We start from the raw sequence: 14,159 nt of genomic DNA, 5'->3' as shown, positions 1-14,159 counted from the left end.
TATATAGGAGAACGATATATGTCAGAAGCTAGTAAAAACCTGTTGGCTGCAGGCGATGACGAATTAATCGCGGCGGGCGACGATGAATTAATATTTGCCGAGGAAGACGAGGCGGAACAAAAACCGCTAGAAGAAAGTTGGAAAATATTAATTGTAGATGATGAAATAGAAATTCATAATATTACTAAACTAGCGTTAAATGATTTTATATTTGAAGGTAAAAGTATAACATTTATCAGCGCTTACTCAGGAAAAGAAGCTAAAGAAATCATCCAAAACAACTACGACATAGCATTGATTTTACTCGATGTAGTTATGGAAACAGAAGAAGCAGGCTTGGAAGTAGTTAAATACATCCGTGATATTTTAAATAATCAAGTAGTGCGAATTATTTTACGCACTGGGCAGCCCGGACAAGTGCCAGAAGATGTAGTAATTGTCAGCTACGATATCAATGATTACAAAACCAAAACAGAACTTACTAACAAAAAGTTATTTACCACAGTAGTCACCGCACTGAGAGCATTTAGGTCGCTCAATCAAATCGAGTCCAGCAAAAGCGAACTAGAAAAAATTGCAGCCGCATCAGCCCGTTTTGTACCCCGTGAATTTTTGAAGTTTCTCAAAAGAGAAAGCATCGTTGATGCCAGACTAGGAGACTCTGTACAAGCAGAAATGACGATTATGTTTGCCGACATTCGCTCATTTACAAGTCTGTCAGAAAGTATGTCTCCGCGAGAAAACTTTGAATTTCTTAACTCTTACTTAAGCCGAGTTGGCCCAGTTATCCGCGAGTACAACGGTTTTATAGATAAATATATTGGTGACGGGATTATGGCTTTGTTTCCTAACAGGGCTGAAGATGCTGTGCAAGCAGCAATTGAGATGCAGCATCAAGTAAAAATTTATAACAGACACAGGCAAAACAGTGGCTATCAACCTATTTCGATAGGGATTGGTTTGCATACGGGGACTTTAATGTTAGGTACGATTGGCGAAGCGGAACGAATGGAAAGTACGGTGATTTCTGATGCTGTTAATTTAGCTTCCCGCGTGGAAGGATTGACAAAGCTTTATGGAGTTGCTATTGTAGCTAGCGTCCAAACCCTTTGCCGGATAGACGATCCTCAACATTACAAGTGCCGGTTTCTCGATCGCGTTCAAGTAAAAGGAAAACAAACACCTGTTGCGGTATTTGAAATTTACGATGGCGACTCGGCGACAATGATCGAACTAAAAGCACAAACTCAAACTTATTTTGAACAGGGAATTTTTTTTCACTACCAGCAGCAATTCGCGCAAGCAAGGCAAATGTTTCTGCGCGTTTTACAAATCAACAAGTATGATAAGGCAGCATCTTTTTATGCAGAACGCTGCGATATGTTGATGAAGAATGCAGTCATTATGACTCTGGAAGGTATTGAAATTTAGTTAATGGGTAATGGGTACTTGAGAATTGTAATTAGTAGTTTTTCTTACTTCCCTCTTCCTTCTTCCTTCTCCCTTCTTCCCCATGCGCTTCAAATCCCTTGATGTTTTTCGCGGAATTGCGATCGCCTCGATGATTCTAGTCAACAACCCCGGTAGTTGGGAACAGGTGTATCCACCGCTAGAACACGCAGAATGGCACGGCTGCACCCCGACAGACTTAGTATTTCCGTTTTTCTTGTTCATCGTTGGCTGCGCGATGTCTTTCTCGCTGTCTAAATATCTTCAAAATTATCCAAAAACCGGAATAGAAACCTCAAAAATTACACAAACAAAGGAAAAATCAGAATCCGCAAAAAACCCTCTTCCTTCTTCCTCCTTCCTTCTCCCTTCTTCAAATATTTACTGGCGAATTGCGCGTCGCGCCGCGATTCTATTTATATTAGGATTGCTGCTAAATACATCTTCGATCGCCCTTGACGTACTTCTCAACAACGCCCCAGTGGAAAACTTCGATAAAATCCGCATCATGGGAGTATTGCAGCGCATCGGCTTAGCTTATTTCATCAGTGCGATCGCCATTCTCAACCTTTCCCCCCGCAATCAAAAACTGCTCGCTGTTGCCGTGCTTTTGGGCTATTGGGGTGCATTAACCGTATTTGCTGTAGGGGGGTACACTGCCGGCGAACTCACGCCAGAAGGAAATTTAGGAGGATATGTCGATCGGCTAATTCTCGGTAGCCAACACCTGTACAAAGGTGGCCCCTTCGATCCAGAAGGATTGTTGAGCACCTTACCCGCAAGCGTTACAGTCCTAATCGGCTACTTTACAGGAGAATGGCTGCGCGTGCAGCCATTCAAAACCCGCACCAGTATCAACTTAGCAATCGGCGGCCTCAGTTGCGTGGTAATTGGCCACTTGTGGGGATTTTTCTTTCCAATCAACAAACAACTTTGGACGAGTTCCTATGTAGTTTTTACTGCTGGTTGGGCCTTGCTATTGCTAGCCGCTTGCTACGAAACAATTGAAGTGCGAAATTGGAAATGGGGGAGGCCGTTTGAAATCATGGGATTGAATGCAATTTTCCTGTTTGTTGCTTCCGGTATTGTCGCCAGAATCCTGTTGAAAACTCATATCGGTACTGGTGCAAATGCTCCAACTACCTACACTTGGATTTATGAAAACTGGTTTGTGCCGTGGGCCGGGCCGCTGAATGGTTCCCTAGCATTTGCCGTGACAGCGGTATTATTTTGGTGGTTAATTTTGTATGGAATGTACCGCCGTCGTTGGGCGATTAAAATTTGAATTGTGGGTTGTTAAACAAGCGCGTTTGCTGGTAAGTTGTGAGCAAGTGGCTTGACAATCAAAAGCTGTTTGTAGTATAATTTATATATATTTTTTACGGTTTTTGACGTGGATATTCTAATTGAGTCAACAAGGGAATTTGAGAAAGATATTGCGCTGCTAAATGAAGATGAGAAAGCCGCAGTAATTCAAAAAATTAATTATTGTGCCAGCCTTTTTCCTACTCAAAAATCAAATGTGTATCGCAAGCTGCGTCGTCTCCCGCTATCGTCAGACCTGAATGGTTACGAGTCTTCGCTTTATACGCTACGAATTTCTCAAAAACTAAGAGTGGTTTTGGCGGTTGACGAAGACCCAATTTTTGGGCAAGCTATTTTTACTCTTTTTCGAGCAATTCAACACGACGAACTCGATCGAGCGTATAAGGGTGTAGCAGAGTCTTTGTATCAAGACCTACTTCAGCGCGATCGAGAAACTGCCTAGATATAATCAGCTTAAGTTATGGCGCAAAACCTTATTCTCTGTGATGAATATGGCATTATTTACGAAGCTATGAAAATTTTGCCAGATGACGAGCTAAAGATTAGTTTTCTGGAAGCTTTAGCAGAACTTGAAGACCAGGAATGTCACAGGACGAGACAATTTCCCAAAACGAGACTGCATAAAGTTAAGGGTGTGAAGCAGGCAGTTTATCGTGCTGATATTGATAAAGTCTCAGGCTGGCGCATCCACGTTCAGTACGTCAACGGACAGATTCATCTCAAGGATATTATTGAAGGGCAAAGACACGACAATGTAATTGAGGTGATTAAATCAAAGAAATCCCGCTACCAGTAATCCTAGCAAAGATATAATCTATAAAAATCCAGTGGGGATTTAGCGATGGAAACTAACAGATCGTTCGAGCAAAGTGATACCTGGAGTGAAGAAGATTGTCTTGATGTCACAACCTTTTCTTTGCAATTGGCAGCTACTATCGTTCATAGCGACCCCGAAATTTTAGGGGAAATCCTGTCTTTATCGCGACTCGCGTCCCGATCGAGACTCTACTTGATTATCTCGAAGCTGGTGATTCGGTCGATGAATTTTTAGACCATTTTCCTAGTGTCAGCGGCGATCGAGCGATTTCAGTTCTCCCAATGATACGATCGCCACATAACAACATTTAACGTTTATTGATGTCCGCTGCCTCAACATCGATCGCCTGCAGGATCGGATTTCCGATCGCACCCCCGCCACAACTTCCACAAATTAACGCCCCAACCCCCCCCAGCTTAAGGATTTTGCCGATTTCTCGATCCCACGCCACCGATCGCTAACTATAACTGAGCCCTAGTCGCTAAAATTAAAAAAAGATACGTAATAGGCAGGCAGGCGTCAATGATCCCAACAGTTATAGAACAATCCGGTCGCGGCGAACGCGCCTTTGACATTTACTCGCGACTCCTGCGCGATCGCATCGTCTTCTTGGGCCAACAGGTTGACTCAGACTTGGCTAACCTGATCGTTGCCCAATTGCTATTTTTAGACGCCGAAGACCCGGAGAAAGATATTTACCTCTATATCAACTCCCCAGGGGGTTCGGTAACAGCAGGTATGGGCATTTTTGACACGATGAACCACATCCGGCCCGACATTTGCACTATTTGTCTCGGTTTGGCCGCCAGCATGGGCGCTTTTCTGTTGAGTGCCGGCGCTAAAGGCAAGCGGATGAGTTTGCCTCACTCCCGGATTATGATCCACCAACCTCTAGGCGGAGCTCAAGGACAAGCAACCGATATTGAAATTCAGGCAAAAGAAATTTTGTACCACAAACGCCGCCTGAACGAACATCTTGCCAACCATACCGGTCAGCCGCTTTCCCGCATTGAAGAAGATACCGAACGGGATTTCTTCATGTCCGCTGAAGAAGCCAAGGACTACGGATTAGTCGATCAAGTGATCGATCGCCGTCCTTCCGCCAGCCGCCCGATCGCCGCTGTCGTCTAAATAAAAAGTTAAAAATCAAAAATGAGGAAATATTCTTCATTTTTGATTTTTAATTTTTTACGTTCAAAAGTAGCTCTTTAATGGATAAAGGGGGGGCGAGAAACCGGGTTTTTTACCCTAATCTTTGGTTCTCAACCTTAATCTCTGTAAAAAACCCGGTTTCTTTAATCCGGGAGCAACGGGGGGCGAGAAACCGGGTTTTTTACCCTAATCTTTGGTTCTCAACCTTAATCTCTGTAAAAAACCCGGTTTCTTTAATCTAATAGCCTCCAGCGCCTTGTTTAGTTGCCGAATTCCTAGGGCAAAGATTCGAGATATTGCAGGAAGTCGAGCAATTCTACTTGATTTAAGAAATGGCGCGCTTCTTTGCCATAACCTTGTTTGAGATAATCTTTTCCTTGGTTGGCAGTCCAGCCCAGCCGCTGGATTTCCTCAGTGGTTCTGCTATAGATTTCTAGATATTCTAGGAAATCTACTAACTCTTCGCTAGAAAGCTCTCTCTGCGACGACTTGCCGTAATTGTGTTCCAGACACTGGGTTTCCTGTGGTTTTTTCCATCGCAGGCGTTTGAGGATGGCGTCTATTTGGGCGATCGTATCAGAATTATCCTCGATCGCATCGCTGGGAATTCCCACTGCGATCGGTTGCAATTCCCTGACTTCGGCCGCACCCTGTAGCAGTTCACTTTGGCTAGAAGTAGGCACATCCAGTTCCTGAAGTGGTTCGCCGTAGCTAGAAGAAAGCCAAGCGTCCGAGTCTAACTGCTTTGGTACAAATCCAGTAGCCTCCGCGCGATCGACCGTTGGCGGCAGCGGTGCCGGTACAGGTGCGATCGGCTCTTCATTTAATTTCGCTTCAGTCTTGACAAAATTGCTTTGATCTGTTTCCGGCAATTTGTCAGCAACAGGCATTTCTAGAACCGGAAGAGGAACACTTGTCGGCCCAACAGGAACCGGAACAGCAGGAGGAGGGGGAGGGGGAACAGCAGCAACCGGGGGAACAGCAGGAGGAGGGGGAGGGGGAACAGCAGCAACCGAAGCAACCGGAGCAACCGGAGCAACCGGAGGCGGCTCAACACTCGCGATCGCACGATCGGGCGCAGCAGATCCAAGAACAGCGATCGCTCGCAACCGGGCACGGTCTTCAGCATCCTCAACAGACTCAGCAGCCGACATAGCCGTAGCCAGAGTTTTGCCGTCAACCTGAACCAGACAGCGAACAACAAACTTACCGTGATGAACAGTCAGCAACTCACAAATTAACTGTCCAGCGGGATAAAGGGCGCGAAATTCAGCAAACATAATTTTTTGACCCCGAAACCAGAGGGGGCTTATGACTTAAGTGTAGTACAGCCCTGAGAAAACAATTTTCTGAAAGCACCTATTCAACATACAATAAATTAAAGGTGAGTCATCCGCGCAACCTTTCACGCCACTAAACCCCATCCCACATCCGGCAGTTTAAGCTAACAAGCACCGGGCGTCATTTCTACCTATAAGAGATGGCACAGCAACTAAGCAAAAGTAGTAAAAGTCTCCGGTTTGCGTACCTGCACTTTCTACAGCACAGATTGCTCCCGACCCGCTCGTTGCACCTCTGTCCGCAAGGGCCGATCGCGTGCAAAAAACAGGGGCATCGCAGCGGCGAGCTACTAGCAATTTTGCCTTGATCCGGTAAGTTCTTTGCTAAAGCAAGAGGCAAGAGGCACTTCAAAAGGAAGAAGGAACAACGCAGAAGGAAACAAGGCAGAAGGCAGAAATGCACATTTTCTCCCTCTCCATCCCTCCATCGGCTCATCCTCGACTCAAGCCGTTGCTTTCAGTATCGAGCCATCTTTTAAGAACCGACAGAGGCTTTCTAATTCGCCAAGTGCTCGGCGCTGCTGACCTAAAAGCAAACAAACCAACGCTAAAAAATTGTATTGGGGAATAGCGTGCGGGACAGTTGTCTGCACCGTCAGCAGTCAGTTCAAGACAGACAGCAGACAATTAGCACGAAGCCGGTGTCGGGAGAGAATCTCAAAAAAACCTCGCGATGAAACAAGGTGGCTGTGCTTGCGTCTCCACCTATCAACCCGCGTATTTGTTGGGAAGCAGGCACTGCGAGGGCCCGAGGGGGTGCGGCTGATTTCGCCAAAATTTAGACTAATTGCTGGAAACAAGAGGATCGATCGCTACATGGAATTTTCTATCGCTGCACTGCTGGCAAATTTTACAGAAGACAAATTAGTGGCTCCTAAAGCATTGGAGAAAAAACTCGACTGCAACGACGCCACCAGTCAACTCAAACTTCAAATCGCATTAGAAGCTCTAGAGAAAATTGGCATATTAGTCAAAGACAAAGGCCGCTATCGCCGAGTAGCTGAAGACGACGTAGTAGAAGCAAAACTGCGCTGTTCGAGCAAAGGATTTTGCTTTGCAATTCAAGACGCCGAAGGCTCAGAAGACGTTTACGTGCGGGAAAGTCACCTCTCGACAGCTTGGAACGGCGATCGAGTCTTAGTCAAAATCATCAAAGAAGGTAGCCGCCGCCGATCGCCCGAAGGCGAAGTCATGCTCATCCTCGAACGCGCCAACCCCTCGGTACTGGCGCGAGTCAAGCAAACCGCCACCCCCACAGGCCGCGTCAGCTACAGAGCAATCCCCCTGGACGATCGCCTGTTGTTTGAACTAGACTTGCTCGCAAATGGCACAAATCTCCAAGAGGCGATCGACCACCTAGTACACGTCGAAGTCAAACGCTACCCCCTCGGCACCCATCGCCCAGTCGGCAAAGTAGTACAGGTACTCGGTTCCGACGCCGAAGCCGCGGACGACCTCGACATCGTATGCTGCAAACACGACTTGCCGCGATCGTTCCCCGCCGCCGTCCTCAAAGCAGCCGAAAATTTGCCCAGCAAAGTCAAAAAAACCGACATCAAAAAACGCCTAGATTTGCGTAACATTCTGACTGTTAGCTTCAGCAAAAACGAACCGGGAACAACCAACAGCGAAAACCATGCCCCCCGAGTTGAGGAGGAAAATCTCTCCGAAGAAGGAGGCGAAAAGGAGTTTGATCCAACGTCATTCCTGTCCGATCCGCCAGTGGAACGCGCATTGTCGATCGAAACCCTGAAGCCCGGCCGCTGGCAAATAGGAATCCACATCAGCGACGCCGCCGAGTACGTGCAGCCAGAAACCCCGATCGACCGTGAAGCCCGCAAGCGAGGAACCGCCGCCCATCTGGGAGAAAAAATCATCGCCGTACTGCCAGAAACCCTCAACGAGCGCTGCTCCCTCCTGCCAGACAGCGAACGGCTGGCCTTCAGCATACTGCTCACCCTAGACGAATCAGGAGAACTCCTAGAATACGAGATTCAAGCCAGCGTCATTCAAATTGACTACCACCTCACCTACGAGCAAGCTCAAGCAATTCTCGAACCAGACGATGCCGAAGAGCACCCTTTATCCTCCACCCTCCGTCCTTTCCTAGATCAAATCGGGGCCGCCTCACAGGCAGCCAGACAGACAAGGCTCAAGCGAGGAGCTTTTGAACTAAATTTGCCCGATGCTAACTCTCACTTCGACGACGAAGGCGAATTAGGAGCTTTTGCAACAGCTCCCCCCGCCCAGTCGGCTGTCTCCGAGTTGGTGGTACTCGCCAACCAAGCTGTCGCCACCCACCTGCAAGCCTTGGGAGTCCCAGCAATTTACCGCGTCCAACCGATGCCAGACCCGGCAGACATTCAAGAGTTCATCAAACTCTCCAACAACCTCGGAGGCGAACTGTATCTCGAAACCGAAGAAGAAGTTTTGCCCTTGGACTTTCAGCGATTTACCCAGCAGTTTGCTGGCCTGAAGTCCGAAAGAGTTCTCACCTACCTGCTAGAAGACACCATGAAGCCCGCTGTTTACAGCACAACTCCCAAGCCGCACTTCGGTTTGGGGCTGTCAGAGGGTTACACGCGCTGCACTTCGCCGCTTTCCCGCTACGCCGATTTGCTGGTACTGCGGGTGTTGCAAGCGGTGTTCGAGCAAGGGCGCAGCAGCCGCACAACACGGGCTAAGGAAAAAGTTGACTTGCACCATTCCTCCTGTCACGGTCAAATTACTTGGAATGTTCTCCCCCCAGATTTGCACCACGAATTTGAGACGGAGTTTGCATCGGTAGTTGTACACCTAACCGAACGCGAAAGAGTTGCTGAGGATGCCGAAAGCGATTTGCAGGGATTGAAGAAAACCGGATTGATGAAAGAACGCACCGGCCAAACTTTCCAAGGTTTGATTACAGGCGTGCAGTCTTACGGTTTCTTTGTGGAAATTGAGGTGCGGCCGCCGGAGAGCGACATTTTGCGTGTTGAGGGATTGGTGCACGTTTCTTCGCTGAAGGATGACTGGTACGAATATCGATCGCGCCAGCAAACTCTGGTGGGCCGCAAAAACCGCAATCAGTACCGTTTGGGCGATCGGGTAGAAGTTCAAGTCAAGAGTGTTGACTACTACCGCCAGCAAATTGATTTAGTTGCAGTTGGTGGTGGCAGTCAAGCTTTTGATGATGATGAGTAGTTAGTTGACAGTTGACAGTTGATAGTTGATAGCTAACAGTAAAGGTAGGGTGCGTCGCCAGTTTCCAACTCTCGCCTGTTTCTAACAAACGTCTGCTGTTCAGAAACCGGGTTTCTTGATGAAACCCGGTTTCTGAAGTCCGCTTCAAGAAAAATCAGGCTTTTTTGCAAATATTGCGGTGCTAAAATTCGATACTTTCCCAAAAAATCAGGTTTCTGGACTCGAGTCAGTGAAGGATCTAGAGCATCTGTGAGGAGGTGGGGTGGAAGGCTTTCCCGCACACCAAGGCGCATATTTCTAGTCTCTCCGAACAAGACCAGCTTTTGGCTAAGTCTTTTTGATACCAAACATTTTCTAGCACTTCTTTGATAGATTTGCTGCGGAGGTTGTTAAATCCTTGCCCATATTTTTCAAACAGAGCGATCGCCTGGGTCCTATAAGTGTCGCTGTAATGAGCGTATTTGGTCTGAGCTGTATAGCAGCAGGGCCACAGTTCAGCGTCAAAACTAACGTAAATTTCAGCTTTCTTTTGCGACTGGCAGTTAATTTCAATGCCCTGAAAATAATTTTCTAATCCTCCATATTCTTGGACGGCTTTGCGAAAGTTGGGGATTTCTGGATTTTGATACTGGGGTAAGGAAGCCGGCTTGAGTTCTACGGAGCTTTCTTTGTTCGCTTTAGCAGCTTTAGCCGGAGCAATTTCTTGAGCGAGTTGGAGTTTAACGGCTTGCTGAAAAGCTTCATTTGCTTCTTCTATTTTACCTAATTGTGTCCAGATTTTGGCTAAATTTCGATACACTCCTGAAAAATTTGGTCTAATTTCAAGCGCTTTTTGATAGTGATAAATTGCGGATTCCCATTGTTTTTGAGAAGCATAAACGCTGCCCATATTTGCATAAACTTCGGCAAATTCTGGCTGAATTTCTAGGGCAGTTTTATAGGAGTTCATCGCTTCCTCCAGACAGTCTGTGAGCTGTAGCAGATTGCCTAATGTTTTGTGAGCGACGGCAAAGTTTGACTGAATTTCAAGTGCTTTTTGACAAGCTAAAAATGCTTGTTCTAAATTTTTTTCCGCTAAATAATCTTCAGCTTGTCGGTGAAAATTGAGAGCTGCTTTTTCTAGGGTGATGGGGGTAGAACGATCGCGCTTTTCCTGCGTCTGGGAGTCCACCTCTGCGATCGCCTCCTCCTTTTCTCCGACTTCATCAACCTCTGACAGCGCAAAGCGAGACGTTGCTTTAGCTTGAAATTTAATAAACCCCAGTCTACGGGCCAAAGCGCGAGCTTCTTCGACTTGGTGTTGATTGTGTTCAAAGACTAAATATTGCCACTCTGCTTGGCCACCGGCGCCAATAAAGGCCTCGACGGATTCCATAATCCGGTTCCAGTTTGTATTGCGACGGTAGAGGTGGTTGGTATCCGCTAATCCATCGATGGCAAAAATAACGCGATCTTCTGGTTGATTCAAAATTTTGGCCAATTGTCGCCACCAATCAGGGCTGCGTCCGCTACCATTGGTGTACATCCAAAGGTAATTGACTCCCATTTTGTGAAAATACTTTAGCGCCGGGAGAGTGGTATTACTCACCATCGCATCCCCAAAGTTGCCGCACAGGTAAATCCAAGACAACTGAGAGCAGAATTCTTTAGGGAAGATTCTCTTAATATCTGCTATTGTCAATTCTGTCATTGGCAAAATAGGGTTCCCCGTGCGCGGACACTGAGGACAACCGGCATTACATCGGGAGGTAATGTCTAATTGCACTATTTCGATATCTTCGTATCTTAAGAACATTGTCTGCCTCCCCTGATGTTAATAAAGTAAAGTTAGTAGTTCTATTGTGACACAGAGTTGGTCGTGGCTATCAGGATGTAAGATGGAGCTGGGATCTGGAACTCTGGCGATCGCAGTTAGCCTTTGTTTTTGTTAACGAAGAATAGGGTAATGATAATCCTGGCGATCGCAGTCGCATACTTTATTGTAGTATCCGGGGGTGTTGCAGGTGGCTATAGGTTTCGCCTTTTATTGTTATTAAGAGCGATCGCCACGCAATCATTGAATTGATTGATGAGTGTTGTGGCTGTTATTAGCACCTATCGCGCTATAATTAGTGAGCTTATTTCACAATAATTACCAATGACTAATTCTGTTTCAGTCCCCGCCCAACCTCTAATTGTAGGAGTTACTGGAGCATCGGGACTGATTTACGCGGTGCGAACTTTGAAATATTTGTTGGAAGCCGATCGCGCGATCGAACTGGTCGCTTCCAAGTCTACTTACATGGTTTGGCAAAGCGAACAGAACACTCGAATGCCCGCAGAACCCACGCTTCAAGAGGAATTCTGGCGGGAACAAGCAGGAGTAGCCACAATGGGTAAACTCCGGTGCCATCCCTGGCAAGATGTCGGTGCTAATATTGCTAGTGGCTCCTTTCGCACCCAAGGGATGATGATTATTCCCTGTAGCATGAGTACGCTGGGGAAATTGGCGGCTGGCTTGAGCTCGGATTTGCTCGAAAGAGCGGCAGACGTTCAGCTCAAGGAAGGGCGAAAATTGGTACTTGTGCCTCGCGAAACGCCTTTTAGCTTGATTCACCTGCGGAATTTGACTACCTTGGCAGAAGCTGGAGCTAGAATTGTACCAGCGATTCCTGCTTGGTATCACAATCCGCAAACTATTGAAGATTTGGTAGACTTTGTGGTGGCTCGCGCTTTAGACCAGTTGGGGATTGATTGCGTTCCTCTCAAACGCTGGAAGGAAGAGGAGTAATAATTAGTCATTAGTCATTAGTCATTGGTCATTAGTTATTAGTTATTAGTGATTTACAAATTACAAATTAAATTTTGATATGCGACCTGTTTTTTTGCTAGTAATTGTGGTGGGGCTAACTATTTTTGCCCTGCAAAATGTGGAGCCGGCATTATCGCTGGTATTTTTGGGAGTTCGATCGCCTGCTGTGCCCTTATCTATCTGGATTTTGCTGAGCATGGCGGTGGGAGCTCTCACATCTTTATTGATTTCTGGTTTGCTCGCTTTTTCAAATTACCTATCTCCAACGGGAGACCGCAGCGGCAGATCCAGTCGCAGCGGTCCCGATACTTTCCCAGAGGACAGCAGAACACCTTACACGCCGCCTCCCCCTCCTAGAAAACAGGGAATTGACCCGGATCTGAATAGGGAAAATAGCCAAACTCAAGCTCCTGGTTCCTACCGAACTGAGTACGGCACGTCGGCGGGTTACAGTGCCCGGACTTTCCAGCAAGAAACTCCGAACCCGGATGGGGCGAAGGATTATGCTCAACCGGGGAGTTATGCAGCGGCAGACGATGAGGATGATTGGGTCTCAGATGGCTCAAAATCGCGTTCTCAAGGGGGCGATGATGATTGGGGGGACGATCGCGATTTTCCCGATCGACCGCAGGTAAATGATGTTCCAGCGACAAATCCGAGGGCTTACGAAGCTCAGCAGGAACCGAAAAGCAAGTCTTGGGCTGGCTCAGTATACTCTTACGGCTATCGAGATCCAAACCAGTCTGGGGTGGGGCAAACAGAGTCTGTATACGATGCGGAGTATCGAGTGCTGATTCCTCTGGAAGGGCAGATTCCTAAACCCGCTGATGAAACACCAATAAATCCTATGGCAGAAGCAGATGAGGATTGGGGATTGGATGAGGGTGATGAGTTTGATGACGATGATGGCCTCAGTGGCAGATCGATTAACCTGAAAAAATAGAAAAATATCGGAGGATTTGGCAGTGGATGGGTTGAGGGGAGTAAATATCTATCTTGTCGGGATGATGGGTGCGGGAAAAACAACGGTGGGGCGGATTTTGGCAAAAAAATTAAAATACCGTTTTTTTGATACTGATGAACTAATTGTTCGAGTTGCTAATCAGTCAATTGCTGAGATTTTCGATCGAGAAGGGGAAGAGGCTTTTCGGGAACTAGAAAGTAAAGTGCTTGGGGAGTTGTCTGCGTATCAAAATTCGGTCGTGGCTACGGGCGGTGGCATTGTGACGCGATCGATGAATTGGGGTTACTTGCACTACGGTGTAGTGGTTTGGCTGGATGTGCCTGTAGATCAATTGTACGATCGACTGCGTTCGGACACCGCTCGACCCCTACTGCAGGAGGGCGAGCTCAAATCTAAGCTGCAAAGCCTTTTTAAAGAGCGAGAGCGTTTCTACACTCAAGCAGATGTCCGAGTCTATGCTGGTGTGGGTGAAAGGCCTGAAACAGTGGCGACTAGGGCGATCGAGGAAATCCAAAAAGTTATCAAACCAGAAACCGGGCCCGAGCTCAATTGATACATTCCGAAACCGATTTTCTCAGAAAATAACAGGTTTCTGAGGACTTTTGATACCAGTTCAAAAAAATAATGCAACCCTACGCAAACTCTAAACCACAAGCTTCCTCTGTCATTCCCAAAATCTAAAATCTAAAATCTAAAATCTAAAATGGTATTATAAAACTTCATTAAGTTTATAAGCAGTAGTAAGCAAGAATGATAATATGTAGTCAGGAGGTTAACAATGAAACTACCTGACTACGCTAAAGCAATAGGCATAAGTTACACAACTGCGTGGCGGTGGTGGAAGGCAAATAAACTACCACATCCGAGAGATGGAGGCTCTGAATGCAGCTAACAGAGAGACACATCATTAAATCGACGGAACACCGTTTCGCCCAGATTGACGAACTAGCCTTCAAATCCAAAAACCTCTACAATGCCGCCAATTACGTTATTCGTCAGAGCTTTATTTATGGATGGGGTTATGTCAACTACAACGAAATGAACCGCTTGATGAAGTCTCAGGAAGCGTATAAAGCTTTACCTGCTAAAGTCAGTCAGCAAATATTGATGGTACTAGACAAGAATTGGAAATCGTTT

13 protein-coding genes and 1 pseudogene are annotated in these 14,159 nt (G+C 46.7%); 12 read left to right on the top strand and 2 right to left on the bottom strand.

The genetic code is table 11. The features are described 5' to 3' along the window. Window positions 1–18: 18 nt before the first annotated feature. The 7 genes from QUB51_RS25005 (at window position 19) to clpP (ending at window position 4,723) form a co-directional block, all read left to right on the top strand. Window positions 19–1,431 (top strand): adenylate/guanylate cyclase domain-containing protein, encoded by a 1,413-nt coding sequence (locus QUB51_RS25005; RefSeq protein ID WP_333057900.1) that lies wholly within the window; start codon window positions 19–21, stop codon window positions 1,429–1,431. 82 nt (window positions 1,432–1,513) lie between these two features. Next, on the top strand, window positions 1,514–2,734 hold the full coding sequence (locus tag QUB51_RS25000; RefSeq protein WP_333057899.1) for a heparan-alpha-glucosaminide N-acetyltransferase domain-containing protein: 1,221 nt from the start codon (window positions 1,514–1,516) through the stop codon (window positions 2,732–2,734). Window positions 2,735–2,842: 108 nt separating this feature from the next. Continuing rightward, complete coding sequence (locus QUB51_RS24995) at window positions 2,843–3,217, top strand: hypothetical protein (protein ID WP_333057898.1); 375 nt, start codon at window positions 2,843–2,845, stop codon at window positions 3,215–3,217. An 18-nt stretch (window positions 3,218–3,235) separates the two neighbouring features. After that, window positions 3,236–3,571, top strand: a complete 336-nt coding sequence (locus QUB51_RS24990) for a hypothetical protein (protein ID WP_333057897.1) — start codon at window positions 3,236–3,238, stop codon at window positions 3,569–3,571. Window positions 3,572–3,616: 45 nt separating this feature from the next. After that, a complete protein-coding gene (locus tag QUB51_RS24985; RefSeq protein WP_333057896.1) occupies window positions 3,617–3,826 on the top strand; it encodes a hypothetical protein in 210 nt (69 codons plus the stop codon). Further along, window positions 3,772–3,903: a DUF433 domain-containing protein gene (locus QUB51_RS24980; protein ID WP_333263713.1), complete on the top strand. Its 132-nt coding sequence runs from the start codon at window positions 3,772–3,774 to the stop codon at window positions 3,901–3,903. Before QUB51_RS24985 ends, QUB51_RS24980 begins: the two co-directional genes overlap by 55 nt. A 211-nt stretch (window positions 3,904–4,114) precedes the next feature. Continuing rightward, the gene (gene clpP, locus QUB51_RS24975; RefSeq protein ID WP_006635758.1) at window positions 4,115–4,723 is read left to right on the top strand and encodes an ATP-dependent Clp endopeptidase proteolytic subunit ClpP; all 609 of its coding nucleotides are present in this window, start codon (window positions 4,115–4,117) and stop codon (window positions 4,721–4,723) included. A 296-nt stretch (window positions 4,724–5,019) separates the two neighbouring features. Here the strand turns inward: clpP and QUB51_RS24970 are convergent, their stop codons facing one another. Beyond that, entirely contained in the window at window positions 5,020–6,024 is a 1,005-nt protein-coding gene (locus tag QUB51_RS24970) for a hypothetical protein (protein ID WP_333057895.1), read from the bottom strand. An 876-nt stretch (window positions 6,025–6,900) separates the two neighbouring features. Between QUB51_RS24970 and QUB51_RS24965 the strand changes: the two genes are divergently transcribed. After that, window positions 6,901–9,267, top strand: a complete 2,367-nt coding sequence (locus QUB51_RS24965) for a ribonuclease R family protein (protein ID WP_333057894.1) — start codon at window positions 6,901–6,903, stop codon at window positions 9,265–9,267. A gap of 238 nt (window positions 9,268–9,505) precedes the next feature. On the opposite strand, the gene QUB51_RS24960 is transcribed toward QUB51_RS24965, so the two are convergent. Next, entirely contained in the window at window positions 9,506–11,062 is a 1,557-nt protein-coding gene (locus QUB51_RS24960) for a tetratricopeptide repeat protein (RefSeq protein ID WP_333057893.1), read from the bottom strand. Window positions 11,063–11,404: 342 nt separating this feature from the next. On the opposite strand from QUB51_RS24960, the gene QUB51_RS24955 reads away from it, so the two are divergent. The 4 genes and pseudogenes from QUB51_RS24955 to QUB51_RS24940 form a co-directional block, all read left to right on the top strand. Continuing rightward, on the top strand, window positions 11,405–12,037 hold the full coding sequence (locus QUB51_RS24955; protein WP_333057892.1) for a flavin prenyltransferase UbiX: 633 nt from the start codon (window positions 11,405–11,407) through the stop codon (window positions 12,035–12,037). Between the two features lie 79 nt (window positions 12,038–12,116). Beyond that, a complete protein-coding gene (locus tag QUB51_RS24950) occupies window positions 12,117–13,001 on the top strand; it encodes a LapA family protein (protein WP_333263706.1) in 885 nt (294 codons plus the stop codon). Window positions 13,002–13,023: 22 nt separating this feature from the next. Further along, window positions 13,024–13,575: a shikimate kinase gene (locus tag QUB51_RS24945; RefSeq protein WP_333057890.1), complete on the top strand. Its 552-nt coding sequence runs from the start codon at window positions 13,024–13,026 to the stop codon at window positions 13,573–13,575. A 329-nt stretch (window positions 13,576–13,904) separates the two neighbouring features. Then, window positions 13,905–14,159 (top strand): annotated as a pseudogene (locus QUB51_RS24940) (RNA-guided endonuclease TnpB family protein); the annotation flags it as partial.

Origin of the sequence: Microcoleus sp. AT8-A3, from assembly GCF_036705675.1 — a bacterium.
Classification (GTDB): domain Bacteria; phylum Cyanobacteriota; class Cyanobacteriia; order Cyanobacteriales; family Microcoleaceae; genus Microcoleus.
The sequence above is the reverse complement of the archived record's forward strand: the minus strand, read 5'-3'. Positions and strand labels throughout refer to the sequence as shown.